The sequence below is a fragment of the Myxosarcina sp. GI1(2024) genome, from assembly GCF_053543375.1.
In genome coordinates this window covers 106,120-129,797 of sequence record NZ_JBKGTY010000001.1, presented here as the reverse complement: position 1 = coordinate 129,797, position 23,678 = coordinate 106,120, and the positions used below count along the sequence as shown (strand labels likewise).

General features: G+C 43.0%; 26 protein-coding genes, 1 tRNA gene and 1 pseudogene. 16 read left to right on the top strand and 12 right to left on the bottom strand.

Features of this window, described 5'->3' with window-relative positions; translation table 11 throughout:
* Window positions 1-12: 12 nt before the first annotated feature.
* On the bottom strand, window positions 13-186 hold the full coding sequence (locus ACLFKQ_RS00680) for a hypothetical protein (protein ID WP_448998016.1): 174 nt from the start codon (window positions 184-186) through the stop codon (window positions 13-15).
* A 32-nt stretch (window positions 187-218) separates the two neighbouring features.
* Between ACLFKQ_RS00680 and ACLFKQ_RS00675 the strand changes: the two genes are divergently transcribed.
* From ACLFKQ_RS00675 to ACLFKQ_RS00665, 3 genes are all read left to right on the top strand, one after another.
* Window positions 219-689, top strand: coding sequence for a hypothetical protein (locus ACLFKQ_RS00675; RefSeq protein ID WP_448998015.1), 471 nt, complete (start codon window positions 219-221; stop codon window positions 687-689).
* A complete protein-coding gene (locus tag ACLFKQ_RS00670; RefSeq protein ID WP_448999422.1) occupies window positions 593-1,345 on the top strand; it encodes a 5'/3'-nucleotidase SurE in 753 nt (250 codons plus the stop codon). Before ACLFKQ_RS00675 ends, ACLFKQ_RS00670 begins: the two co-directional genes overlap by 97 nt.
* A 330-nt stretch (window positions 1,346-1,675) precedes the next feature.
* The gene (locus ACLFKQ_RS00665) at window positions 1,676-3,421 is read left to right on the top strand and encodes a polysaccharide deacetylase family protein (protein WP_448998014.1); all 1,746 of its coding nucleotides are present in this window, start codon (window positions 1,676-1,678) and stop codon (window positions 3,419-3,421) included.
* 219 nt (window positions 3,422-3,640) lie between these two features.
* Here the strand turns inward: ACLFKQ_RS00665 and ACLFKQ_RS00660 are convergent, their stop codons facing one another.
* From ACLFKQ_RS00660 to ACLFKQ_RS00645, 4 genes are all read right to left on the bottom strand, one after another.
* Window positions 3,641-5,467, bottom strand: a complete 1,827-nt coding sequence (locus tag ACLFKQ_RS00660; RefSeq protein WP_448998013.1) for a PhoX family protein — start codon at window positions 5,465-5,467, stop codon at window positions 3,641-3,643.
* Between the two features lie 161 nt (window positions 5,468-5,628).
* Window positions 5,629-5,790, bottom strand: a complete 162-nt coding sequence (locus ACLFKQ_RS00655) for a hypothetical protein (RefSeq protein WP_448998012.1) — start codon at window positions 5,788-5,790, stop codon at window positions 5,629-5,631.
* Between the two features lie 194 nt (window positions 5,791-5,984).
* A complete protein-coding gene (locus tag ACLFKQ_RS00650) occupies window positions 5,985-6,410 on the bottom strand; it encodes a hypothetical protein (RefSeq protein WP_448998011.1) in 426 nt (141 codons plus the stop codon).
* Window positions 6,379-7,089, bottom strand: a complete 711-nt coding sequence (locus tag ACLFKQ_RS00645; protein WP_448997902.1) for an IS6 family transposase — start codon at window positions 7,087-7,089, stop codon at window positions 6,379-6,381. Before ACLFKQ_RS00645 ends, ACLFKQ_RS00650 begins: the two co-directional genes overlap by 32 nt.
* A gap of 130 nt (window positions 7,090-7,219) precedes the next feature.
* Between ACLFKQ_RS00645 and ACLFKQ_RS00640 the strand changes: the two genes are divergently transcribed.
* Window positions 7,220-8,431 carry an IS256 family transposase gene (locus ACLFKQ_RS00640; RefSeq protein ID WP_448998010.1) on the top strand — a complete coding sequence of 404 codons (1,212 nt, stop codon included), beginning with the start codon at window positions 7,220-7,222 and terminating at the stop codon, window positions 8,429-8,431.
* 49 nt (window positions 8,432-8,480) lie between these two features.
* Here the strand turns inward: ACLFKQ_RS00640 and ACLFKQ_RS00635 are convergent, their stop codons facing one another.
* Window positions 8,481-9,326 (bottom strand): methylated-DNA--[protein]-cysteine S-methyltransferase, encoded by an 846-nt coding sequence (locus ACLFKQ_RS00635; RefSeq protein WP_448998009.1) that lies wholly within the window; start codon window positions 9,324-9,326, stop codon window positions 8,481-8,483.
* Between the two features lie 195 nt (window positions 9,327-9,521).
* Here ACLFKQ_RS00635 and ACLFKQ_RS00630 point away from each other — a divergent pair, with 195 nt between their 5' ends.
* From ACLFKQ_RS00630 to ACLFKQ_RS00600, 7 genes and pseudogenes are all read left to right on the top strand, one after another.
* Complete coding sequence (locus tag ACLFKQ_RS00630) at window positions 9,522-10,115, top strand: Mov34/MPN/PAD-1 family protein (RefSeq protein ID WP_448998008.1); 594 nt, start codon at window positions 9,522-9,524, stop codon at window positions 10,113-10,115.
* The gene (locus ACLFKQ_RS00625; protein WP_448998007.1) at window positions 10,099-10,977 is read left to right on the top strand and encodes a ThiF family adenylyltransferase; all 879 of its coding nucleotides are present in this window, start codon (window positions 10,099-10,101) and stop codon (window positions 10,975-10,977) included. The genes ACLFKQ_RS00630 and ACLFKQ_RS00625 overlap by 17 nt, the downstream gene beginning before the upstream one ends.
* Before the next feature lie 38 nt (window positions 10,978-11,015).
* Window positions 11,016-11,261 (top strand): hypothetical protein, encoded by a 246-nt coding sequence (locus ACLFKQ_RS00620; protein ID WP_448998006.1) that lies wholly within the window; start codon window positions 11,016-11,018, stop codon window positions 11,259-11,261.
* 50 nt (window positions 11,262-11,311) lie between these two features.
* The gene (locus tag ACLFKQ_RS00615) at window positions 11,312-11,515 is read left to right on the top strand and encodes a hypothetical protein (RefSeq protein WP_448998005.1); all 204 of its coding nucleotides are present in this window, start codon (window positions 11,312-11,314) and stop codon (window positions 11,513-11,515) included.
* Window positions 11,512-11,781, top strand: a complete 270-nt coding sequence (locus ACLFKQ_RS00610) for a type II toxin-antitoxin system RelE family toxin (protein ID WP_448998004.1) — start codon at window positions 11,512-11,514, stop codon at window positions 11,779-11,781. The genes ACLFKQ_RS00615 and ACLFKQ_RS00610 overlap by 4 nt, the downstream gene beginning before the upstream one ends.
* 145 nt (window positions 11,782-11,926) lie before the next feature.
* Window positions 11,927-12,681, top strand: a protein-coding gene (locus tag ACLFKQ_RS00605; RefSeq protein WP_448998612.1) for an IS5 family transposase whose coding sequence is annotated in 2 segments (ribosomal slippage) — window positions 11,927-12,247 and window positions 12,250-12,681 — 753 coding nt in all. Because the reading frame shifts where the segments join, the coding sequence is not laid out codon by codon here.
* Window positions 12,682-12,874: 193 nt separating this feature from the next.
* Window positions 12,875-13,041 (top strand): annotated as a pseudogene (locus ACLFKQ_RS00600) (IS701 family transposase); the annotation flags it as partial.
* Between the two features lie 222 nt (window positions 13,042-13,263).
* On the opposite strand, the gene malQ reads toward ACLFKQ_RS00600, so the two are convergent.
* On the bottom strand, window positions 13,264-14,781 hold the full coding sequence (gene malQ / locus ACLFKQ_RS00595) for a 4-alpha-glucanotransferase (protein WP_448998003.1): 1,518 nt from the start codon (window positions 14,779-14,781) through the stop codon (window positions 13,264-13,266).
* A gap of 263 nt (window positions 14,782-15,044) precedes the next feature.
* On the opposite strand from malQ, the gene psbZ reads away from it, so the two are divergent.
* Window positions 15,045-15,233, top strand: a complete 189-nt coding sequence (gene psbZ, locus ACLFKQ_RS00590; protein ID WP_448998002.1) for a photosystem II reaction center protein PsbZ — start codon at window positions 15,045-15,047, stop codon at window positions 15,231-15,233.
* A gap of 144 nt (window positions 15,234-15,377) precedes the next feature.
* Complete coding sequence (ribH, locus tag ACLFKQ_RS00585; protein WP_448998001.1) at window positions 15,378-15,971, top strand: 6,7-dimethyl-8-ribityllumazine synthase; 594 nt, start codon at window positions 15,378-15,380, stop codon at window positions 15,969-15,971.
* 276 nt (window positions 15,972-16,247) lie between these two features.
* On the opposite strand, the gene ACLFKQ_RS00580 is transcribed toward ribH, so the two are convergent.
* Together ACLFKQ_RS00580 and ACLFKQ_RS00575 are read right to left on the bottom strand one after the other, a co-directional pair.
* A tRNA-Thr gene (locus ACLFKQ_RS00580) sits at window positions 16,248-16,320 on the bottom strand.
* Window positions 16,321-16,458: 138 nt separating this feature from the next.
* Window positions 16,459-17,106, bottom strand: a complete 648-nt coding sequence (locus tag ACLFKQ_RS00575; RefSeq protein ID WP_448998000.1) for a response regulator transcription factor — start codon at window positions 17,104-17,106, stop codon at window positions 16,459-16,461.
* Window positions 17,107-17,516: 410 nt separating this feature from the next.
* Between ACLFKQ_RS00575 and ACLFKQ_RS00570 the strand changes: the two genes are divergently transcribed.
* Window positions 17,517-18,101 (top strand): nitroreductase family protein, encoded by a 585-nt coding sequence (locus tag ACLFKQ_RS00570; protein WP_448997999.1) that lies wholly within the window; start codon window positions 17,517-17,519, stop codon window positions 18,099-18,101.
* 121 nt (window positions 18,102-18,222) lie between these two features.
* On the opposite strand, the gene ligA is transcribed toward ACLFKQ_RS00570, so the two are convergent.
* Window positions 18,223-20,250, bottom strand: coding sequence for an NAD-dependent DNA ligase LigA (gene ligA, locus ACLFKQ_RS00565; RefSeq protein ID WP_448997998.1), 2,028 nt, complete (start codon window positions 20,248-20,250; stop codon window positions 18,223-18,225).
* A gap of 181 nt (window positions 20,251-20,431) precedes the next feature.
* Between ligA and ACLFKQ_RS00560 the strand changes: the two genes are divergently transcribed.
* Together ACLFKQ_RS00560 and ACLFKQ_RS00555 are read left to right on the top strand one after the other, a co-directional pair.
* Window positions 20,432-20,863 (top strand): J domain-containing protein, encoded by a 432-nt coding sequence (locus ACLFKQ_RS00560; protein ID WP_448999421.1) that lies wholly within the window; start codon window positions 20,432-20,434, stop codon window positions 20,861-20,863.
* A gap of 61 nt (window positions 20,864-20,924) precedes the next feature.
* Window positions 20,925-21,197, top strand: a complete 273-nt coding sequence (locus ACLFKQ_RS00555) for a DUF3143 domain-containing protein (RefSeq protein WP_448997997.1) — start codon at window positions 20,925-20,927, stop codon at window positions 21,195-21,197.
* Window positions 21,198-21,226: 29 nt separating this feature from the next.
* Here the strand turns inward: ACLFKQ_RS00555 and cdaA are convergent, their stop codons facing one another.
* Together cdaA and lysA are read right to left on the bottom strand one after the other, a co-directional pair.
* Complete coding sequence (gene cdaA, locus ACLFKQ_RS00550; RefSeq protein ID WP_448997996.1) at window positions 21,227-22,138, bottom strand: diadenylate cyclase CdaA; 912 nt, start codon at window positions 22,136-22,138, stop codon at window positions 21,227-21,229.
* A 90-nt stretch (window positions 22,139-22,228) separates the two neighbouring features.
* Window positions 22,229-23,644: a diaminopimelate decarboxylase gene (lysA, locus tag ACLFKQ_RS00545; RefSeq protein WP_448997995.1), complete on the bottom strand. Its 1,416-nt coding sequence runs from the start codon at window positions 23,642-23,644 to the stop codon at window positions 22,229-22,231.
* Window positions 23,645-23,678: the final 34 nt, after the last annotated feature.

The following is a 23,678-nucleotide window of genomic DNA, read 5'->3' as shown; positions in this document are numbered from 1 at the left end:
GCGAGCGAATTCTTACACGATGTTATCAAAATCTTCTTCTAAAAGTGCGATCGCGCTACCCAATCTTTTAGTACTTAAAGTTCTTACCTGAGAAATTTTAACCCATGAAGGTTTGGGTAATAGATCTTTAAGTATAGAACCAATCGAAAGATTGCGATCGCACTCGCCAGACTTAAGCTGAGACAAAATGAACTAAAACCTTATTTTTATCAAACAGTATGTCTTTATCTTTAAAGCTTGAATTAAAAGCTGATAATAAAGTTTTAGTTACCAATTCCGAAACCACTGAGAATAAAGAAGTAACTATTGGTTTTCTGCAAGAAATAACTGGAGATTCTTTACTTTTGTTGGCGCAATATAGATCTTATGAATTAATAATTGATGCCGATCGTCACTGGCAGCGAATTTTAAGTTTTAATCCCAAACTCGAACAAACAAAAGAAATGCTGCTAGAACAAAAATTCAGAAATATCATGTTAGGCGATCGCAGGATAGAAATCACCGATTGCGAGCGTGAAATGTATACCAAAGCTCTAGCCTGGATCGATTCATATAACTCTAATACAAATAGAAAAAGGGTACTGCGCTCACAATCTTCGGTCCCTGGGCCGCCCAGGAGTTCGCGCCGGGAGACTTCGCCGTCAACGCAACGCCGAATACGACGCTTTCGAGTGGGCTGGAGGTGCTGATCCCGGAGGTACTCGGCGAGGACGAGCCGGACCTCGTCGTTTCGGGTGTCGGTGCCGGTCCCAGCACTGGCATCACGGCTAACTCGTCGGCGACGCTCGCGCCGGTAGTGACATCCATCTTCGACAACGACATCCCCGCCATCGCAGTGTCGGCGGAACTCCCGTCATCGCCTTTCGAGAACCCAGAGGACGCGTTCTCGAACGCGGCCGCGATCGCAACCGAGGCGATCGACTCCCTGCTTGAGACAGCACCGGCCGACGGGGCCTTCCTGACGGACGATCTCGGCCTCAACATTAACGTGCCGCTCGCCGGTAGCCTTGACGACGTCGCCTTCACCAAGCTCGACGAGGCCACGGCACGGGACATCGATGTCGAGCTAATTCCGATCCCAGGCAACACGGACACCTTCCGCTTTACCGTCGAGGATCCGGTTCTTTCGGACGACCCCAACAGCGAGGGTCTCAACTTCCTTGCCGACAAGGTCACGATCTCGCCGCTCGACGGTAACTACAATGCGGGCTTAGCGCCCACCCTGGCCATCGCTGATATTTTGGGTCTCGAGTTCGGCGACCCCACCGTGTTCGACGAGACATCCACGGGCATCGGCAGCAAACTGGCGGGAGTGTCGGGAGCGGATGCCGCTCTCATAGCTTAAGGAGCGGTGCCGAACCCGAAGCCGCGATCGAGGACCCCGCTTGGCGGGGTTGGTTAACGTTCGGGCACGTTGTCAAAGATCTTGCCATCGCCTTTTACTTCAGATAACGTCAATTTGGGTTAGGACGATTTTGCCAGTCATTTTACGAAAGAATGGTGAATATACCAACGAGAGCATGAGGGTTTAGGCTTATCCAAAACTCAGGTTAATTATTTCTTATTTTTTTCTTCATCACTCGACAACAAAATCTTATCAAAAGAACAATACAATCGCATTTGTTTGTGACGTTTAGTTTGGTTTTGATGTGCTAACGGTCGTTAGCGATAAATTATGCTGCCTAAAATCATTAAATCTTCCCTTACTAATAAACGTTTCAAATACATCCCGTTGTTAGGTTTGGTGCTAACCGTCCCCTTAAGTTTATTAATAAATCGAATTAGTAAATTTTCTCAAGAAAAAGTAGAGGTATCGCCTACTACTAAAGTTAATAATTATATCAAAAAACCTCTAACTTTAGAACAATTTTGTAACAAATATGAAGCTATTAACAGAAATTTTGAGCCAGTAAAAAATCGCCCATCAACTGCGGAAGAACTAGTCTTCAAACATACTGCTTATCCCGATTCTCTCCGTTTAGCCGCCGCCCCTTTTCCTTCAATTCACGAGCGAGCGCAACAAGCTAAAGTTCCAGTAGTTATGTACCATGATATTCTTCCGAACAAAGAAGTTTTTTTTGATGTTACTCCTGAAGAATTAGCAGCAGATTTTGAGTTAATTAAATCTCGTGGTTTGACTCCTATTAGCCTACATCAATTAGTAACACATTTGCGTACTGGCAATCCCCTACCAGAAAAACCCATTTTATTAACTTTTGATGATGGTTACGGCGGTCATTATCAGTATGTCTATCCTTTGTTGCAAAGATATCGCTATCCAGCCGTTTTTTCAGTCTACACAAAAAATCTGGGGATCGATACGGGTCGCTCGCACGTAACCTGGGAACAACTAAAAACTATGGCCCAGTCTCCATTGGTTACAATTGCCAGTCACAGTCTCACTCATCCTCAAGATTTAACTAAATTATCTTATACAGAGCTTCAACGAGAAATTAAAGAGTCCAAACAGATTTTAGAGCGAAAATTAGAAGAACCTATAGACTATTTTACCTATCCAGCAGGTAAACATAACGATCGCGTCAAAGATTTTGTCAGACAGGCAGGATATGTGGCTGCATTGGCAATGGATAACCAGACAGAAATTTTCGCTGGTGAATCTAAGGATTTATTGGCGATTGGTCGTTTTGGACAGTCCAGTTTGGAAGAGGTTGTTCCTCGAGCTTCGGGAGGTTTATTACTACCAAAATGTGGCTTCAATTTTACTGCAACCATCCGTAAAGAAACGGTTGTGGTCGATGAAGTTCCGTTAATTTTAATTGCTGGTGGTAAGCCCGAAACCATTCATGCCGATACTCGCTATCAAGTTCCAGAGCTGATCGCTGGCACGGGAGCAGTTGCCGCCGTTGATGGTGGATTTTTTTCGCTGAAGTATCTCGACTCTAATGTGATGATCGGACCAGTTTTGAGTAAGAGAGGACAGGGTTTCGTTCCAGGAAATCCAGGAGAGATCCCAAAACTTCAAGGTCGTCCTTTGGTTTTGATAAATGATAAGGTAGCTAAATTCGTACCTTTTGATATCGAGAAGCACAATCATCAGCAGGGAATACAAGCCGAACTTAACTCGGTTAACGATGCTTTTGTCACGGCTGCTTGGTTGGTAAAAGCGGGAAGACCACAACCAAAAGAAAGTTTTGGCAAGCTTTACGGTTCTGATGCCCTACGTTTTCGAGCTTTTTGGGGTATCGATCGCCATGGACTACCGACTATTGGAGTTAGTGCCAAACCAATTGATTCTGCAACCTTGGGCAAGTTACTAGCAAAAGTTGGATTACGAGATGCAGTAATGTTGGACTCTGGTGCCAGTACTTCTCTAGCTTATCAAGGTGAATCATTAGTGGGATATATTCCCCGTCCCGTTCCTCATGTAGTGGCTCTCTTTCCGCCTAGTTTAGATAGATAGTTGGACTCACATTTAGCAGCTCGATCTGAATTAGTTTTAGAAATATAGTCATTTCAAATAAAAATGAAACACTTTTCACTGTTCAAAGACTCGTCACAGTAAGAATACGTTGTCTAAAACTTAATTGAAATGACTATAAAATTAATTCAGGATAACTATCATGGGAACAGCTGTCAAGCTATTGGTGATGCGAGCGGTGACCAGAGTCCAGATTGAGCATCAGGAGCCTATGATGCCACCATCCTTACGAGTAATGACAATCGTCGCGTCACGGGGAATGGTGACACCATCCACTGGTAGTGGGAAATTGGTTAACGTCGGGTCGCCATCCCCCGGATGCTGAATGTTGACGAACATCGTTCGGCGATCGGGGGTTGTGGCAATGCCAGTCACCTCACAGCCCGGTACACCCGAAAACAGCCGGCGAATTTCACCCGTACTTGGGTCAGCGACGAGCATCTGATTATTCAATTTCATCCCCTCGATTTGGGGTTGCTCCCCGTCGGTTTGAACGAACAACCTGCCATCAGAATTAGACCAGAGACCATCGGGACTACCAAAGGCGCTCTCCTCACTACTGTGAGTATCTGCGGCGAGCACAAAGATGTCCCAGGTGAAGCTGGTGCCGACGTGGTTGTTGCTATCCTGCCACTTGATGATGTGCCCATAGGGATTGGGTGCCTGCGGGTTAGGAGCATCAATCTCTTCACGGCGGGTATTGTTTGTGAGGGTACCATAAATTTCGCCATTGGGAGCAGCCGCAATCCACTCCGGACGATCCATCGGCGTAGCCCCTACTATGTCAGCCGCGAGCCGGGCATAGGTTAACACTTCTGCCTGGTCTGAAAATCGAGCTGTAAGGGCTGGGTTGTTCGTGGAGAGTTCGAGCCACTCGCCCGTGCCATCATCGTTAAACTTGGCAACATAGAGCGTCCCCTCGTCTAGAGGGCTGATGCCGCGAGCCTGCATCGAGCGCCAGTTATCTGCTGAAACAAACTTGTAGATGTAGTCGAAGCGTTCGTCATCGCCCATATAAACTACAGCGCGTCCGCCTCTTCCCACGACAACCTCTGCGTTTTCGTGCTTAAAGCGTCCTAGTGCAGTCCGCTTTACGGGTGCTTGCGAAGCATTCATGGGGTCGATCTCAACCACCCAGCCAAAGCGATTCTCTTCGTTCTGGTAATCCGCGTTCGAGAGGTCAAAGCGCGGGTCAAAATTGTGCCAGCCATATTCCGGTTCCTCAGCACTGAAGCCATAACGGTCTTGCGCTTCTGTAGCTGTCCAGCTACCTGTAGCGCCGAAATAGTTATCGAAGTTCTCCTCGCAGGTCAGGTAAGTCCCCCAGGGAGTATGACCGTTGGCACAGTTATTGACAGTACCTTGCGGGGAGTTGCCCGCTGGTGTCTGTAACAGTGGATGCTCCGCAACGGGTCCACTAAATATCACAGGTGTGTTGACATGAATGCGGCGATTATTAGCGTTGTTAACCCTCTGCCACTTACCGTTAATCTTTTGAATCTCGATAACGGAAACGCCGTGAGCATGTTGAGAGAGACGCACATCTTCGAGGCTTTCGGGTATTTCTTTCCCTAGCACATGGGTGTTGCCGCCAAACTCATGGTTAATCGCCAACATGCCCCGGTCATTGCCGTTCCCAATTGGGAAGAGCCACATACCGTCGTGACCGATGCCAATCTGTTCGGCCTGCTGCTCTGCTGTCGGGCGGATATTGGGATCGCCAGTATATTCTGGAGCACCAGGCTGAAGTGGGGTTCCCCATGGGATTAGTACCTCATACTGGTAGTCAGAGGAAATGGCGAGTACGGGTTTGGCTGCCTCAGCCGCAGCAACGGGTGCAAAGCCGAACAGAGGACTATCTGGACGCCGAACAATCGTCGTACCAGAAACTTGGTTGGTAGAAGTTCCGGAACCTGCAGCAGTTGCCGCAACCGCACCTCGACCTAAGACCCGATGCCCAGCCAGTGCGGCTAAAAAGCCAGTGGCTGACAGCGCTGTACCACGAGCAAGTACGTTTCGCCGAAACATTCTAACCTGGAGTACGTCCTGAAACGTCCGATTGCTCGACCTATTACTGCTTCTCTTGTCGCAAATCACTTGTATTCTCCTCTCGGTATTGACTCTGTTATCGATAGATGTGAACTGAAAACTGCTCTAAGCTCGAACTCAATCACGCAAAACCAGCTCAGTTACACCCCTGGAACTGCGGCGAGTCCTGCAGCAGAGTGAAACTCTCGGCGCAGGTAAGTATCTGGCATAAACACAAATTGAAAGCTGCCATTGGAGGATGAAGCTGGAGCAGAGTCGCTCTGCGCTATCAAACAACGTCTCAGTGTTCCAAAAGCAGTCATAAACGCCATACTGCCGAATTCCAGGAGTAAGGTTCGTCAAGTAATGATTCAAACCAAAGTGTTTGGGTTACATAATGGATGGACTCCGAGAATTATGCTTTAAAGTTAAGATCTCTTCAATATATTATCGGACTTTGAATAACGAAGAGCTATGTTAATGAATAAATTAAGCATACTAATTAGATGGTTTATCTTTAAAGAGATGTTTTGAGTAAAATAGCCGCTAAAAACCCCAATAATGTCGAGAAGCCCGTAATCGAATTTCCCTTAAAATACGCTTCCGGGAGCATCGTTTCGGCAATCACGGTCAAGATGGCTCCTACGGCTATGCCTTGAAGGAAGAAAAACCACAGCGATGAGATGCCCACTAAAAAAAGACTCCCTACTGCTGCTCCAATTCCGGCAATCCCCACTACCGAAGTCCACATCAACAGGACGCGCCGCCATGAAAGTCCTTGATGGTGCATACCAATGGAACTCGACAGTGCTTCAGGATAATTAGAAAGAAACAGTCCGGCGATTAGAGATAGGCTGGTTCTGTTGCAAAAAATCCGAACAGAGAGAATATACCTGTGATTAACTAATTTTTTAGACAGCGATCCCAAACAGAGAATAGACAAAATTTCTTTGTCCCAAGATGTCACCTTTAGCGATATTTTTTATTTGCCCTTTGCGAATCACATTCATGATTTCATACCCTTTTAATGTCCGCCATGCTGAGTGGAAATGTTGAAAGTATAATTTATACTTAGCCTGCTTTTTCGGAAATCTATGGTCTTGCTCGATGATATTATTAAGATATTTGTTCTGTCTCAATTCACACTCACTAGAGATAATTTCTTCCGTTTGAAGTTCTTCAACTGCTGCGGGATAAGCAGGATTTTGGTCTACGTTAATAACTCTTGGCTGCTTATTATGTCTCGATTTCAGGGCTTTCTTCAAGAATCTTTTAGCAGCTTGTTTATCTCTCCTGGCACTAAACATAAACTCTATGGTAATACCATTGCTGTCAACTGCTCTATATAGATATTTCCATTTTCCTTTGACCTTGAGATAAGTTTGATCTACTCGCCAAGAGTCATTAGTTGAGATGAGATGCTTTCTGGCTCTTCTTTCTATTTGTGGTGCATAAATCATCACCCATCGGTAAATCGTGGTGTGGTCTACAGATAGTCCTCGCTCTTGCATGATTTCTGCTAAATCACGATAACTCAAACCATAGCGGAGATACCACCTCACACAAAGTAAAATTATTTCTCCTTGAAAATGTTTCCACTTAAATGGTTGCTTTGAGTTCATCTGGTCTAGTAGTTATTTACGTTTGTTAAATACTACAAGTTTGTCTTAAGTTTTTGCAACAGTACCAAATAAATTGTGTCAAAGGTCAAAACACACTCTAATAAATAGAATTAATGTGAGGAATGAGACTATGACCTTTCGACCAGAGTTAATTGATGAACTGCTCAAAGACTATGAAAAACCAGAAGACCTTATTGGAGAAGGAGGAATCCTCAAACAACTGACCAAAAAACTCGTAGAGCGTTGTTTAGAAGCTGAAATAGACGTACATCTAGAGACTCAGAAGGCAGAGCGGGGCAAAAAAGAGCGACAAAATCGACGCAACGGACACAGCCGTAAAACCATTAAGGGGGAGTTTGGCGAAGCGGAACTTGCCGTGCCTCGCGATCGCGATCGCCAATTCGAGCCTCAGATGGTCAAAAAAGGACAAACTCGTTTTACAGGCTTCGATGACAAGATTCTCGCCCTGTATGCGAGAGGAATGACCACTCGTGATATCCAAGCCCAACTACAAGACCTTTATGGAGTAGAAGTATCGCCAGCCCTGGTATCTCAAGTAACCAATGCGGTTCATGAAGAGCGACTCCAGTGGCAAAATCGCAGCCTAGAGGCAGTGTATCCAATTATCTTTTTTGATGCTTTGGTCGTCAAAGTCAGACAGGAGGGAAGAGTCATCAACAAAGCCGTCCATCTAGCTCTGGGAATCAACATCGAAGGCGATAAGGAGTTATTGGGGCTGTGGATGACCCAGACAGAAACGGCAAAATTCTGGCTGTCGGTGTTAACTGAGTTAAAGAATCGTGGAGTCAAGGATATCTTTATTGCTTGTATCGATGGTCTGACGGGCTTCGCCGAAGCGATTGAAACGGTATTTACGCAAACCCGCGTACAGTTATGTATGGTACACATGGTCAGGAACTCCCTACGCTATGTCTCCTACAAACACCGTAAAGCTGTTGCCGCTGACCTCAAACGAGTGTACACTGCCGCTACTGAAGCTGAAGCCGAACAGGCACTAATAACTTTTGCTGACAAGTGGGACTCCACTTATGCCCCAATTAGTAGGTCTTGGCTGGCTCACTGGCAGCACGTGATTCCGTTTTTCCAGTTTCCTCCAGAAATCCGTCGCATTATTTACACCACTAATGCGATCGAGTCGATGAATATGACTCTTAGAAAAGTGTTGAAGAATCATCGGATTTTTCCAACAGATGAAGCTGCGCTCAAAGTTATTTATCTTGCGATTAATAACTTATCTCAGAGATGGACTAGACCTTTACGGGATTGGAAAGCTGCTTTAAATCGATTTGCCATCGAGTTTGAAGGACGGCTTCCACTTTAACTTTCTTTGACACAAACTTATTGACAGATCCATTTTCATTACTCCATCTTTATTTTTCATCAACGTTACGGCTAGCTTCCCAACCTAAAATAGTAGCTTTACGCTCTTGCCCCCAGTGATAGCCACCAAGCTCGCCAGAACTTCTAATTACTCGATGACAGGGAATAAGATAGCCGATAGGGTTTTTTCCTATAGCATTGCCAACTGCTCTAGTAGCAGTAGGACGATCGATCGCTTCAGCAACAGTTTGGTAAGTGGATATTTTTCCACAGGATATTTGCAATAGCGCACGCCAAACTTGAATTTGAAAGTTAGTACCCTTAACTAAAAGCGTTAATGGTTTTCTACACCCAAAAGTTGTTGAATCAAAAATTCTCTCAGACAAAGTTTGAGTAGCGTATTGGTCATGGATAATTTCTGCATTTGACCAGGATTGCCGAATGATTTGTTCTGCCATCTGCTCGTTAGTTAGATCTAAGAAGTGAAGATTGCAAATACCACGGGCAGTTATAGCAATTAAAGATTTGCCAAATGGACTGTCATGAATACCATAACGAATTTGTAAACCTATTCCACCTGCTTTATATTCCCCAGGAGACATTGCTTCTAACTTTACAAATAGATCGTGCAATCGCCCAGGGCTAGATAAACCTGTTTCTAACGTTAGGTCTAATAAATTTTTAGTCTGCTCGATCTTTGATTTGGCGTATTCAAGAGTTAGATACTGTGAAAAACGTTTGGGGCTGATACCTGCCCATTGAGTAAACAATCTTTGAAAATGGTATTCGCTGAGTCCAATATGTCGTGCCACAGTTGTTAAATCTGGTTGACTTAGGTGATGTTTACGAATAAATGCGATCGCTTTGGCAATTCGCTGATAATCTTCGTTCTTCATAGACACCTAATACTTAAAAATTGTGTAGTTCGATCTGTGTATTCTCTGTTAATGACTTTATCAACGCTAATAACGTAAAGCCACCCATTTCTTGCGATACGAAACAAATTAATCAACTTTGCCTAATTAGATTTCCATTAGGCTCAAATTTCTTTCTGAATATTCTCGCCAGTAGTCTAGTTGTACTTTAAATAATTGATAAATTCTCAAGCCGTGTTATTAAATCATTCCATAGTCAAGCCAGAATCAGCTCAAGATCTACCTTCTGGTTATCTTTGGGCTGGTAATGGTATTTTTCGTTCGGTAAAAAGAACCGAATTTAACGCAACCATAGCTCATAGTCTGGTTACTACTCCTGGTTTAGCTGAATTATCTCCAAGCTTTGAACTAATAGTGCCACAAGTTCCACAGAACAAGGTTAAAGGCATCATCGATCGCATTAACCAATACCCAAATTTAGAACAATTATTCTATCTTTATTGGCGCGGTACTGCTTGGGAGGTAATATGTCCCGAACAAGAATGTACGCCAACTTCCTGCATATGCTTAGAACAGCATCTCGAACCCGCTGCTATTGAAATTCACAGTCACGGAGCTATGAGGGCGTTCTTTTCTGCTACCGACGACCGAGAAGAGAATCGTTGCAGAATTAGTACGGTAATTGGCAGAAGTAAGGATCGGTTAGAAATTGTCAGCAGAGTCTGCGCCCACGGACTATTTCTCGATGTGGCTTCCGACCGAATTTATCAAAATATTAATAGTTATTGTTCCCATGTCATCCCCTTCTAAACATTTGCAATTAGAATTTTCTGATTTATCGATTATTAATGCCAAACCGATCTATTTTAATTACCCCTCGGTTAGTATCTATGTAGTTGGCTGTGGTGGAACTGGTAGCTTTCTCGTGCCTCACCTTTGTCGTCTGGCGAATTGGTTTTACGATGCGGACAAACAGATCTCGATTACCTTAATTGACTTCGATCGCATTGAAGAGAAAAACCTTTACCGACAGAACTTTTGTCAGGATGAATTAGGCTACAACAAAGCCCAGGCTTTGGCTGTACGTTACAAAGCCATGTTCCCCAAACTAAAGATTGGCGCGATCGCTTCAGGGGCATCGGTAGTTAGTCTCGATCGCAGTGCGCCGACGGTGATTATTGGCTGTGTAGATAATGCTGCTGCCAGAAAGAGTATTGAAGAACTGATGATTGAATATTCTGGTTTAATGGCTCACGGATTTAGTCAGATACCTTGCTGGTGGATTGATTGTGGCAATGATTATACCTACGGTCAAGTGACTATTGGTAACTGGTATTCTCTGGAGTTAGATGATTATATTTTAGAACCAGCTACCTGCACTACTTTGCCTTTACCTACCATTCAATATCCCGAGCTGCTGCTACAAACCGATGACAATGAGACTCTATCCTGCGCGGAACGAGCTTTACTAAACGGGCAAAGCCTCAATATTAATTCGCAAATGGCGATCGCTGCGGGAGAAATGGTTCATCAGCTACTCAATTCTCAGTTAAAGCGAATGCAGATAGAGGTCGATCTTTTTCGCGGTTCGATGAAGTCTACCTGGATTAGTCAGGAAAACATCGATCGCATAGTTGAGAGGGCAAGGGCTGTTATGGGTACAGAACAGTAAAGACTTTAATTTATTATAGAAACAAACAGGATAATGCCATGACCGAACTATTAGACAAAGCGATAAGCCTTAGGGCATGGCTTCGCTACGCCGAACTGAAAAAGCTTCCAGATGGAAAACAGAATGAGGTGGCGATGATGATTTTTAAGCAAATACAACCTCGCGCTCAAGATAAACTATCTTCTCTGTGGCAAAAAGTAGATGAATTGGGTACAGACGAAGAACAGCCTACTAGGTCAGAAATTACCACAATGGTAAAAGAGGTAAGACATAGTAGAACTTAGAATCGCTATCCTGTAATTCTAAATATCGATAAAATTACCCGACAATAAATATGAATAATAGTAATTATCCCTTTGCTCAAGAACTGATTACCGATACTCAAGGTAATATTCGTCAAGTTATTCTCAACTTCGATGACTATCAACAATTGTTAGAAGGATTAGAGGATGAGGCACTCTATCAGGCTATGAAAACAACGATCGACGAAACGCCTATGAGTCGAGAGGAAGCGTTAAAAGCACTTGAAGAAGAATGAAAACGGAATATCTTCCCAGCTTTACCAAAGACCTCAAAAAACTTAAAAAAACACCTACTTATTCAGAAATTAAAAATTTAGTATTTCAAACCATTCCCGACTGTCAGAATCTCACCGAAATCAAAAGTCTTAAAAAAATTAAGGGACATAAAAATGCCTATCGTATAAGAGTTGGTGATTATCGGATTGGTGTTTTTATTCAAAAGGAAAAGGTGACTTTTTCACGTGTGCTTCATCGGCGAGATGTTTATCGCTATTTTCCTTAAGCAAGATTGAAGAATTGTCTAAATTGACGCCTACTTATGGCTTAACAACAATCGGATTTTGTTTGAGTCTGGTAGGTTCTGTTGACGTAAAGAGGCAAAGATGAGAAAGTACCTGAAGTTGCTGATTTTAGTCAAAAAATTCTTCATGAAATCTCGTGTTAAGTTGGACGATTCTGCTTGGCAGCAAATTTTCGTTGTTCTGAGCCACCAACAAGACATCCGTATCAAAGACCCCAAAGCTTGTCGTCGTTTTCTGAATGCGGTTCTCTGGATTACTCGCACAGGTGCTCAATGGCGTGAATTACCCAAACGTTTTGGCAACTGGAACAGCCTCTACAAACGATATCGGCGTTGGTGTCAGAAGGGAGTTTGGCATCGTCTCTTGCAAGAAATGTCCCACTCTGCTGACTTAGAAAGTTTAATTCCCGATAGCACCATGATTCGTGCTCATCCCTGTGCAGCAGGAGCAAAAGGGGGTCAGAAAAACACTCTTTAGGAGGTTCTTGTGGCGGATTTAGTACCAAGTTACATGCTGTGGTAGATGCGTTGGGCAATCCGCTGCGGTTGCTTCTGACTCCAGGGCAAACCGCCGATATCAGTCAAGGAGAGGCATTGGTGGCTGGTTATCGAGCTCAACAGGTAATTGCCGATAAAGGCTATGATTGTGATGCTTTTGTGGTCTTGATTGAGGAAACTGGTGCTCAAGGCGTGATTCCGCCTCGTTCTGGTCGCCTCAACCCTAGAGATTACGATTCACATCTGTACAAGGAGCGACATCTAGTTGAGTGCTTTTTTAACAAACTTAAATACTATCGTCGCGTTTTCAGCCGTTTTGACAAAACTGACGAATGTTATTTGGGATTTGCCGAATTTGCTTCGGCTTTAATTTGGTTGCGTTAATTGTGTCAACAGAACCTAGTAAGTTCGGCATCTAAATACATTTCGCCCAATGATTCAACTACGCTGGGATTTACCCTAGTCTGGGTGATGGCATTGTTGACGCTATCGGTACTTAGACAATTTTGGTGGCTAAAATGAGTTAAAATGCTTTTGCTGATTAACTTTAGCATTATTATTAACAGCGTTCGCCATTATGAACGAAACAACTCCCGCAGCAATGCCACCGTGTTTTGATAGATGGTCTCAAAAATTTGATGATTTATTCAAAAACAAATCGCAGAAAAGGGAATTTAGAAACTATTTAGGTTAGGGGGATTATTGGGCGAAAGCGAGAGAAAAAAAAACCGATCTCAAATGGCTCAACCAAAATCTTGACCTATTCACAGCTTATAAAGCGAGTTTGGGCTTTGTTTGGGCTTGATTTTTATTTAAGTCCCGTTAACCACTCCACATCATTCAAGTTGCAGAACTTATCGCGCCTCACGTTATCTAGAGACATAACTTTGAGTCTTTACTCTATCACCCTGTTTCCTAAAAAACTTCCCTTTCTCTATCCTTTCTCTATTTGCCCCTGCTCCCTCGCTACTGGTTGGTTATTTTTGGCGTGCGCCCGTAAAGATAAGTAAGATATCGCAGACGACCACTTAGTTCTTGATTAAAAGCTTCTTGGCGACAACGCCACTCCCAGTTATGTCCCACTTGTGAAGGAGTATTCATTTTGGCATCTGCTCCTAAGCCCAAAATATCTTGAAAAGGAAAAATTGCGGTTTTAGCCACTGAACCGAGTGCCAAACGAATCAAACCCCAGTGAATACCTTCATCACATAGACAGCCTAAATAGTCTACAATCCTAGCTCGAGCTTCAGGCGATCGCTCGTAAAACCAACCGACAGTAGTATTATTATCGTGAGTGCCCGTGTAGACGATACAGTTGTGATTTTCGTAGTTAAAGGGTAGAAAACCATTTTCGCGGTTATCGTCGAAAGCGAATTGCAGAATTTTCATTCCGGGAAAATTAAACTTATCTCGCAATTCTTCTACTTCTGGGGTAATTACTCCCAAGTCTTCTGCAACGATCGGCAGTTTGCCCATCTGCTGTTCTAACACGGTAAAAAATTCTGCCCCTGGAGCTTCTAGCCAGGTTCCATTGGTGGCAGTGGTTTCTCCTTGTTTTACCGCCCAATAGGCTTGAAAACCTCTAAAATGATCGATGCGAATCATATCTACATATTCGAGGATAATTCGGATCCTTCTAATCCACCAGTGAAATTCAGTTTTTTGTAATTCTTCCCATTTATACACCGGATTGCCCCAGAGTTGTCCCGTCTCACTAAAATAATCTGGTGGTACGCCTGCCATTAATGAAGGTTTCCCCGTTTCTGGGTCTAAATGAAAAATATTTGAATGTGCCCAGACATCCACACTATCGTGGGCGACATAAATTGGAATATCTCCAAAAATACTAATTCCTTTACTGTTGGCATAGTGTTTTAAGTCTTGCCACTGGCGGTAAAACTGATACTGTAGAAACTGATGATAAAAAATGCGATCGCTGAGACGACTAGCCCATTCGGTCATGGCTTCTGGCTGACGCTTGGCGATGCTTTTGTCCCACTGATGCCAACTGCTACCATTATGTGCTTCTTTAAGCGACATAAATAAGGCATAATCGCTCAACCAATCATTATGACGATTGGCGAACTGATGAAAGTCATCTAACTGTTCTTTGGTTCCTCTTTGCTGAAAGGCTCGACAAGCTTTTTCTAGTAGTGGTGGCTTGGTAGAATTGACCGATTCATAATCGACGCGATCGAGGGGGTAGTCTGGTAGATTATTTAAATCTTCTTCTGAGAGTAAGCCCAGATCTTTCAATTTACTGGGGCTAATTAGCATGGGATTTCCTGCTAATGCCGAATAGGATAAATAGGGAGAGTTGCCAAAACCAGTCGGTCCGATGGGCAAAATTTGCCATACCTGCTGATGACTATCTGCCAAAAAATCAATAAACTTAAATGCACACTCGCCTAAGTCACCAATACCATAGGGACTAGGCAGAGATGTGGGATGTAGCAAAATACCGCTAGCTCTAGAATTTAACATTGATAATCGCTAAACTTTTCCCTTAATCCATATTCATCAGTCACCTTAGCTTTTTGCTCGCCTTGGTTTAAAGTTAATTTACAAATCTTTAAATATCTTTACTCTGTTTGAGCTGTTGCGAAGATTATTTAAGCTTATCGCCGAATAGATCTTCTCAGATGTAGTCAATATTTGGTAGCGTAATATTCAGGAAAAATTTCATCAAATTAAAATTTTATTAAACCCTCTGCTAATTTTGCTTGGCAGTCTCAGGAGAATAAACTATGACTATTTTGTTTCAGTTGACACTATCGGCGTTAGTGCTGTTTTCTTTTGTAATGGTTATTGGAGTACCAGTGGCATACGCTTCTCCCCAAAATTGGGAGCAATCCAAAACATTGTTATATTTGGGTTCTGGTATTTGGACGCTGTTGGTAGTGCTAGTGGCAATTCTCAACTTTTTTGTCATTTAGGCCCGCCAAGATCTTCATCACTCAATCGCTCTGAAGCGATCGCTTTTTAGTCTGAGCGATCGCTTCGCTCTAGTTTGGCAAGGGACGAAATGTGTTTAAACTTAAGAGGTAGGTATGCAAATTATTACTTAGTATTATCAAACTATGACCGTTTTTGAAGGTACTTTTACAGCAGATCCATCTATATTTCGTTTGGCGATCGTCATCGGTCGATTTAATGACCTAGTAACTGAAAAATTATTAGCAGGATGTCAAGACTGTCTCAAGCGTCACGGAATTGATGTCAATCCCGATGGCACTCAAGTCGATTACATTTGGGTACCCGGCAGCTTTGAAATTGCTATGGTAGCCCGCCAAATGGCTCTTTCTAGGCAATATAATGCCATAATTTGCTTGGGTGCTGTAATTCGCGGACAAACACCTCATTTTGACTATGTTGCTTCAGAAGCTGCTAAAGGAGTCGCTGCTGCTGGTTTTCAAACTGGAGTTCCCGTAGTTTTTGGAATTTTGACGGTAGACACTATGCAGCAAGCTCTAGAAAGAGCGGGAATTAAGAGTAATCTTGGTTGGAACTATGCTCTTAGTGCCTTAGAAATGGCAAGCTTAATGCATCAGCTAAGTGGCAACATTCCTCACTGGCAACAAACACTGGAAGGAAACGATTCTGTTTCTCCAGCACTACCTTCGGTACCTACTAAAAACTTCGCCAACGGCGAACAGTCATCTTCATCGAGCTAGCTGATTGGCTCGGGACTTGTGCCAAATACTCGGGACTTGTGCCAAATAATTTTCTCTGCTTTCACAAGTAGCGCGATCGCAAAAATTATGCTGCTCGGCAACAACAAAGTCATCTTTGACCCGAGATATTTATTTATCATATTAAGTCTTAATTAAATCCGTTATCTTCGCTTGTAGAGCGCAAATTTTGAAGCGAGCGAAAGCGATCGGCTATTAGTTTGCGTCTAAGTAAACTAATATGACTAACAACCTTAGCTTTTAGCAATTTCTACTTAAAGCTGGCAACAGGACTCGAACCTGCGACCGGCTGATTACAAATCAGCTGCTCTACCAACTGAGCTACGCCAGCATAGATTCTTATAGTAACAGATTTTAGCTCCGTCATCACTGTTTTTTGCACTCGTCTCGCGGTCGAAGATAAACATTTTCCGCTTAGAGGCGATCGCCCCATTAACACTAGCTAATAGGGCAAATTACCCGTCGCATTTTAAGCCATGCTACTTTCGATCGACCAGCGAGCTAACTCAGTGCGATTATTCAAGCTAGTTTTATTCAGCATGTTAGAAACATGGCTTTCTATAGTTCTTTGGCTGACGTTGAGTTTTTCGGCAATCTCTCGATTTGCCATACCTTTTGCCACTAACTGGACTACTTTTAACTCAGTTGGAGTTAATTCTACATTGTGGGGAACTTTAATCGAAGGTGCGCCATCTAGTGCTTTGGGGCGACCTAGTTCCCAACGTTTGATTTGATTGAGAGAAGATTCTACCTGAGCGACTAACTCTTCTGGCTCAAATGGTTTGACCATGTAGACATCAGCACCCTCATTTAAACCTTTAACTTTATCTTGACTTTGACCTTTTGCCGACAAAAACAGAACGGGAACTCTATTGGTAGCAGGTTCTTCTCTAATATGCTGGACCAAGGTATAACCATCCATTTCAGGCATCATCACATCGCAGATAATTAAATCGGGAATATTGTCCTCGAGAATTTCTAAAGCTTCACGACCATTTTCTGCAGTTGCCACGCTGTAACCTCTAAATTCAAGATAATCTTTTACGAGTAAAATCAAATTTGGGTCATCATCAATAAGTAGCAGTTTTTTATTATGTTTGGGAAAGTTGTCTTTCATAGGTAATACGCTAAAGTTTCAAACTTGGATGCTGGCTGTACTGTCTTGCTTCTGTATCCCTATATTTATTTAGGTATAGAATGAAGGGCAAGCTGGTGTTTATAGGCAAATGCTAATTTAACTAGACAATAACAACATATCGAAGATGAAAAAACTGTAAAATTACATAATCTATAAATAATCTAACCTCATTGTCTATTTTTGACACTGTTTTTATCACCATCTCGTTCGTATTAAAAGTAAATTTTAATCTTCATTGTAGTGGTTAGGCAATTAAACTTAATTCTAAATAGCAGTTCCGAGATGATTTGGCTTTTTTGAATTGCTGTTTTTAGATCGGTTATTCTCAGTATAATTACCGTAAAAAATTAACTTAAATAGTATTTTGGGTCACTGCTTAAGTCTAGTTTATGAATAATTTTATCGATCGATTTAATCAGCTAATCAAATCGCGGCGTTCTACCAAACCGCGTTTATTTAATGGAAAAAAGATCGATTCCGAACTAGTTTGGCAGATTTTGGAAAATGCCAATTGGGCACCCAGCCATGGTTTGACCCAACCTTGGCGTTTCAAAGTTTTCAGCGATCGCGGTTTAGAGAAATTAGCTAATTTTCAAGCAGAGCTTTATCGGCAGTTAACTCCAAAAGAAAAATTCAAAGCTGAAAAATACGAACGAATGAAGACAAATTTATTTAAGTCTTCTCACGTAATAGTTATTTGTATGCACCGTCAAGTATCCGGGAAAATACCGGAGCTCGAAGAAATAGAAGCGGTTGCCTGTAGCGTTCAAAATATGGCGTTAACTGCAGCCGCGTATGGAATTTGCAGTTTTTGGGGTTCGGGAGGAGTCACTTATACAGAGGAACTGAAACAGTTCTTGGGTTTAAATCCTCAAGATCGTTGTTTGGGATATTTATATCTTGGCTATAGCGATAGTCCCGCTACTAAGAGCGCTCGCAGTCCCATTCAAGATAAGGTAGAATGGTTTGATTAATTTTGGTCGCTCGTTGATGGTTAATTGTCGCTCGAATGCACTCAAACTGTTCGAGAAAGATCCCAATCAAATTCTCTTGCCTGCCTCAAAACTCGACTTCTCGAACCAGACAAAGTCGATCTTAGCTTTTTGACTCGATTAACTCTAAGAGTCGTGCTTCATCGAGTTGAGTAATTCTAAGTTGTTGGGCTTTAGTCAATTTAGAACCGGCATTTTCTCCTACCACTACATAGTCTGTTTTACTGCTAACAGAACCGGTAACTTTTCCTCCAGCTCGCTCGATTAAATTTTTTGCTTCTTCTCGTTTTAGAGTCGGTAACGTACCGGTAATCACCACAGTTTTTCCCGTTAAAGCTAAAGAGCCAGAAGCAGGAGCTTGAAATTGGGAAAAGTCACGAAATTGTAAACCTGCTTCCTGTAAACTTTCAATCAGTGCCTGATTGGCGGCAATTCTAAACCATTCAAAAACCGAGCGCGCAATTTCTTCCCCAATACCATAAACTTCTGCTAAAGCTGATACCGATGCCCGAGACAATTCTTCTATGGTAGGAAAACTTGCGGCTAATATTTGGGCGTTAACGCTACCGACATAGCGAATGCCCAAACCATATATAACTCTCGAATAAGGTCGTTGTTTAGAAGCCGCGATCGCCGCAACTAATTTTGCTGCCGATTTAGTGCCCATTCGCTCTAAACTGGCAATTTGTTCGACAGTCAGAGAATAAAGATCGGCGATCGAGCTAACTAAATCCCGCTCGATTAATAAAGCTACTATCTTTTCTCCCAAACCGCGAATATCCATCGCGTCGCGAGCAGCCCAGTGAATCAGACTACCACGTAAAATGGCAGGGCAAGAACTATTGACGCAGCGGGTTACTGCCTCTTCTGGAGGACGAATTAAAGACGAATTACATTCAGGACAATGACTGGGCATTTGATAGGGTTCGGTATTGGCAGGGCGCAACTCAACTAGAACCCGAAGGACTTCGGGGATAATTTCTCCTGCTTTACGTACGATTACCGTATCCCCTACCCGAATGTCTAGTTCGGCAATGCGATCGCTATTGTGCAAAGTTGCCCTTTGCACTGTCGTTCCCGCTAACTGAACCGGCTGCATTATCGCCATCGGCGTCACTGCTCCCGTTCTACCGACGTTGACAATAATGTCTTTAACTATAGTGGGAGACTCTTCGGCAGGATATTTAAGGGCGATCGCCCAACGGGGAAATTTTTGGGTAAATCCTAACTGATGCTGTAACTGGTAGCTATTAAGCTTGACTACAACTCCATCGGTCATGTAGTCTAGGTTTTTTCTGGCTAAATCCCAATGCCGATAGTATTCGTCTACTTCTTCTATAGACTGGCATAATTGACGATTGGGATTGACTAAAAAGCCTATCTGCTGCAAAAATTCCAGTGACTCCCACTGAGAGCTAATGAGTTCTTCTTCATTTAGTAAGTGCAGCGTATAGGCAAAAAAATTCAAGCGGCGTTGAGCAACTATTTTAGAATCTAGCTGACGTAAAGTACCAGCCGCCGCATTGCGAGGATTGGCAAATAAGCTTTCTGCTCGGGCTTCTCTTGCTCGGTTAATCGCTTCAAATGCATCTAGAGGTAAAAAAGCCTCGCCTCTAACTTCTACCATTGGCGGCGGATTATCTAAATTTAATTTTAAAGGAATAGTGCGAATAGTACGCACGTTTTGGGTAATGTTTTCTCCTCTAATGCCATCTCCTCTAGTAGCACCTCTAACCAAAATGCCGTTTTCATAGGTCAAAGCTAACGCCGAACCATCGATTTTTAACTCACAGACATAGGCAAAATCATCCACGTCGGGAACTTGACGTTGCCATCTAGTTTCCCACTGGTGTAATTCCTCCAAGTCGAAAGCATTTTCCAGACTGTAGAGAGGAATGTTGTGTTTGACCGAGGTAAAATGAGATGTCGGTCGGTCTCCTACTCTTTGGGTAGGACTATCGGGAGTAATTAGTTGGGGATATTGAGTTTCTAACTCTTGCAGTTGGCGATAGAGGCGATCGTATACCTCATCCGGCATTATCGGACGATCGAGCACGTAATAAGCATATCCCGCTCGCTGTAGCTGTTCTTTAAGTTGTTTTGCTCGTTGCTCGATTTTTGGAGTTACCATTGCTACTATTTTTTCTCCCTGCTGTAGCGATTAACATTGAAAGTATATAAATAGACTGACCAATGACAATTTAAAGTGAGATCGTAGTAAAATACAGAACGATATAAAAACTTTTTTACCATCAGAAGTTAGAGCAAACGCAGATTGGGTGACTCATCAGCAGGCAAACAACCGATTTAATATGTCATCTTCGGCACGGGCTAAATTAGCCGACGAGACTTATTATGCTCTTCTAGAACTTCATCCGGCCGCATCAAACATTGCTATACGCCGAAGCTATCGTCAATTAAGCAAAAAATATCATCCAGATACTACTGAGTTGCCGCTCCACATTGCCAAAGCCAAATTTCAGCAACTAAATGAGGCTTACGCTACTCTCAGCAATCCCGAACGGCGATCCCGTTACGATCTAGAAATTGGCTATTCTCGCCTAAATGTGATTCAAGCACCAAATTGGGCAACTTCTAATTTAGAACGAGTGAGTAAGACAGCTTATTTAGATCCAACCGACCGTCCTCTCTCGGCTGGCGAAGTTTTCGTACTGCTTCTGTTAGGAGTTACCTTTATCGGTTGCTTATTGTTAGTTGTGGCGATCGCTTACTGGCGGGGGTAGCATTATAGCTGAAACTAGCTCGATCTTTTATAATTGTTGAGCTGGCAAGTTGTTTTAAATTATGGAATTACCCAACCCAGATACACCTTTATACAATCATTCTTTACCCACCATCGAAAGATGGTTGAGCCACCGCGGCTGTCAGCAAGACCGAGATAAACTTCATTGTTGGTATGTCGAAAGACCAGCTTGGAAAGCGGAAATTTGTCTGGATATTGAAGAACTAGTAGTGCGTTACCTAGAAGCAGGAGAACAAAACCAAGTCATCAATCGTTCGTTTAAATATTCTCTCAGCCGTCAAGATATTGAAGATGCAGTATTCTCTGGACCGTAAGTATTGAGATCTTCCTTTATTGAATATTTCTAATGATTTTTTTTGCGAGAAATGGAGGACTTTCGACCAAAGATACGTTCCAGCAAAGCTTTTCCCTGAAATCCTAGCTTACGACTAAAGCGGACAGCATCTCTTTCGGCAATTGGAGTAAACTGAGCTTGCAATAGTTCTTTGAGTTTACTGCTGGTTAGGGGTCTGTTGAGGGTTCCTCTCTCAGCCAGAGAAATTGAGCCAGTTTCTTCGGAAACCACGATACACAAGCACTGTTCGACTCGTTCTGTAATTCCCATAGCGGCACGGTGACGAGTACCTAGTTGCCGTAACGCCGTGCGTTCTGATAGCGGCAAAATTACAGCTGCCGAAACAATTCGCGAACCGCGAATCAAAACTGCCCCATCGTGTAACAAGGTTGTAGTTTGAAAAATAGTTTGGAGTAACTCTTTAGAGACTTCAGCGTTTAGAGTTACTCCTGAAGAGACAAAATCTTCCTCTGCTAAAGAGCCCGTAGTTTCCATTAAAATTAGAGCACCGGTACGATTTTGAGATAATTCTTTGACCGCTTCGACGATGCGATCGATTACGCTGTCAGGCTGAGTTCGAGGATTTCCCGATGATTGAAATAGCTGTAGTAATTCTCCCCGTCCTACTTGCTCTAGAAAACGGCGAAACTGAGATTGAAAAATAACCGCCATAGCTACGGCAGCACCTAAAACTAGTTTTTCCAGCAAAAAACCTAGTAAAGCCAGATCCAGTTCTCTGCTAATTACTGTGGCTAACATCAGGACGATAAATCCTCTGACCATCCACAAGCTACGGCGTTCGCCTTCGCCAATTACTAAAAGCAAGACGTAACTCAAAGCTAAAACTAGACCCAGGTCAATACTATGGGTTAACCAGGAAGGAATCCAACTAAAGTCAGGAACAAAACCCGACAACGACATTATAAATACTCGGCTACGAATGGTGAGCGGGGGATGAAACCTTAAAATTCAAGGTGTGAAACTAAACAAAAACTGTTTATATTTAATTTATTAGTTTACATTATCTTCTGAATCTACCAACCTTTCGGGCAAGCGATCGCGCTCTACCAAATTTTGATAGGTTTCTCGTTCGATAATCAGATTGGTTTCTCCTTGATTGACTAAAATAGCTGCGGGTCTACCAATACGATTATAGTTAGATGCCATGCTATAGTTGTACGCTCCCGTACCCATTACTACTAAGATATCTCCCGATTTGGTTATGGGTAAAGAAGCATCTTTAATTACGACATCTCCCGATTCGCAGTGTTTTCCTGCAACTGTTAACTTTTCGGTCAGAGGTGCCGACATCCGATTAGCGATTACGGCTCGATAAACCGATTGATAGGTAATTGGACGGGGATTATCCGACATTCCCCCATCGACAGCGATATAAGTTCGTACTTCAGGAATTTCCTTGCTGCTGCCTACTGTATAAGCAGTAACACAAGCTGAGCCAATTAGAGAGCGCCCAGGTTCGGCGATCAGCTTGGGTAACGGTAGTTGTTGGTGAATACAGGCAGATTCTACTGCTTCGCTTACCGCTTTAACCCACTCGGAAATACTGGGGGGATCGTCAGCTTCAGTATAGCGGATACCCAGACCGCCTCCTACGTTTAAGGTATTAACCGGTAAGCCATATTCTTTAGCTTTACAAAGCCATTCTGCTAATACTCCTGCCAAGTCTTGATGGGGTTGACGCTCGAAAATCTGCGAACCAATATGAGCGTGTAAACCGATACAGTTGAGCTTTGACTGTTGGCTGATGAAACGAAAAACTGCATCAATTTGCTGGGAGTCAAAACCAAATTTACTATCTAAATGTCCCGTGCGAATATAATCGTGAGTGTGACATTCAATTCCAGGAGTCAGGCGCACCATCATCTTGACTACCCCTTCGGTTTTTGCCGTTATAGCAGCGAGGGTTTTCAACTCCAGCCAATTATCGACTATTATCGTACAGCCAGTTTCGAGAGCGTACTTTAATTCTGCTGGCGATTTATTATTACCGTGAACATAAATTTTGTCACTGCTGACTCCTGCTTTAAGGGTAGTGTATAACTCTCCTCCCGAAACTACATCAAATCCCAATCCTTCGCTATCGATAATGCGGCATACTGCCAGACAACTCCAAGCTTTAGAAGCATAAATAACTTGAGATTCGCCGCCATAGTAAGTAGCAAAACTATCGCAATACTGTCGGCAAGCAGTTCTCAAGGTAAACTCGTCTAGTACGTACAAAGGAGAACCAAATTGCTCTACTAAAAGACCGAGTTCACAACCGCCAATTTCTAACTTATCTTCACGATTGACTCTGGCAGTTAATGGTAATAATTCTTGATTGGGTGATGGAGGAAATTCTAAGCTACTAATTTTGGGTAAGTAACGATAACTAGTATTCTGCAAACTAGGATTGGCTGAAAGCATAACTTATGTTTATTTAAATTTTGAAAGGGATTAA

What these genes read in the sequence shown, in the direction of transcription:
- ACLFKQ_RS00635 (WP_448998009.1), bottom strand. Translation starts at nt 9,326, where the DNA reads ATGAAGAACGAAGATTATCAGCGAATTGCCAAAGCGATCGCATTTATT.
- ACLFKQ_RS00570 (WP_448997999.1), top strand. Translation starts at nt 17,517, where the DNA reads ATGAATAATTTTATCGATCGATTTAATCAGCTAATCAAATCGCGGCGT.
- ACLFKQ_RS00665 (WP_448998014.1), top strand. Translation starts at nt 1,676, where the DNA reads ATGCTGCCTAAAATCATTAAATCTTCCCTTACTAATAAACGTTTCAAA.
- ACLFKQ_RS00615 (WP_448998005.1), top strand. Translation starts at nt 11,312, where the DNA reads ATGAATAATAGTAATTATCCCTTTGCTCAAGAACTGATTACCGATACT.
- ligA (WP_448997998.1), bottom strand. Translation starts at nt 20,250, where the DNA reads ATGGTAACTCCAAAAATCGAGCAACGAGCAAAACAACTTAAAGAACAG.
- ACLFKQ_RS00620 (WP_448998006.1), top strand. Translation starts at nt 11,016, where the DNA reads ATGACCGAACTATTAGACAAAGCGATAAGCCTTAGGGCATGGCTTCGC.
- ACLFKQ_RS00640 (WP_448998010.1), top strand. Translation starts at nt 7,220, where the DNA reads ATGACCTTTCGACCAGAGTTAATTGATGAACTGCTCAAAGACTATGAA.
- ACLFKQ_RS00555 (WP_448997997.1), top strand. Translation starts at nt 20,925, where the DNA reads ATGGAATTACCCAACCCAGATACACCTTTATACAATCATTCTTTACCC.
- ACLFKQ_RS00655 (WP_448998012.1), bottom strand. Translation starts at nt 5,790, where the DNA reads ATGACTGCTTTTGGAACACTGAGACGTTGTTTGATAGCGCAGAGCGAC.
- ACLFKQ_RS00625 (WP_448998007.1), top strand. Translation starts at nt 10,099, where the DNA reads ATGTCATCCCCTTCTAAACATTTGCAATTAGAATTTTCTGATTTATCG.
- malQ (WP_448998003.1), bottom strand. Translation starts at nt 14,781, where the DNA reads ATGTTAAATTCTAGAGCTAGCGGTATTTTGCTACATCCCACATCTCTG.
- ACLFKQ_RS00660 (WP_448998013.1), bottom strand. Translation starts at nt 5,467, where the DNA reads ATGTTTCGGCGAAACGTACTTGCTCGTGGTACAGCGCTGTCAGCCACT.
- ACLFKQ_RS00645 (WP_448997902.1), bottom strand. Translation starts at nt 7,089, where the DNA reads ATGAACTCAAAGCAACCATTTAAGTGGAAACATTTTCAAGGAGAAATA.
- ACLFKQ_RS00575 (WP_448998000.1), bottom strand. Translation starts at nt 17,106, where the DNA reads ATGAAAGACAACTTTCCCAAACATAATAAAAAACTGCTACTTATTGAT.
- ACLFKQ_RS00560 (WP_448999421.1), top strand. Translation starts at nt 20,432, where the DNA reads ATGTCATCTTCGGCACGGGCTAAATTAGCCGACGAGACTTATTATGCT.
- ribH (WP_448998001.1), top strand. Translation starts at nt 15,378, where the DNA reads ATGACCGTTTTTGAAGGTACTTTTACAGCAGATCCATCTATATTTCGT.
- cdaA (WP_448997996.1), bottom strand. Translation starts at nt 22,138, where the DNA reads ATGTCGTTGTCGGGTTTTGTTCCTGACTTTAGTTGGATTCCTTCCTGG.
- lysA (WP_448997995.1), bottom strand. Translation starts at nt 23,644, where the DNA reads ATGCTTTCAGCCAATCCTAGTTTGCAGAATACTAGTTATCGTTACTTA.
- ACLFKQ_RS00610 (WP_448998004.1), top strand. Translation starts at nt 11,512, where the DNA reads ATGAAAACGGAATATCTTCCCAGCTTTACCAAAGACCTCAAAAAACTT.
- psbZ (WP_448998002.1), top strand. Translation starts at nt 15,045, where the DNA reads ATGACTATTTTGTTTCAGTTGACACTATCGGCGTTAGTGCTGTTTTCT.
- ACLFKQ_RS00675 (WP_448998015.1), top strand. Translation starts at nt 219, where the DNA reads ATGTCTTTATCTTTAAAGCTTGAATTAAAAGCTGATAATAAAGTTTTA.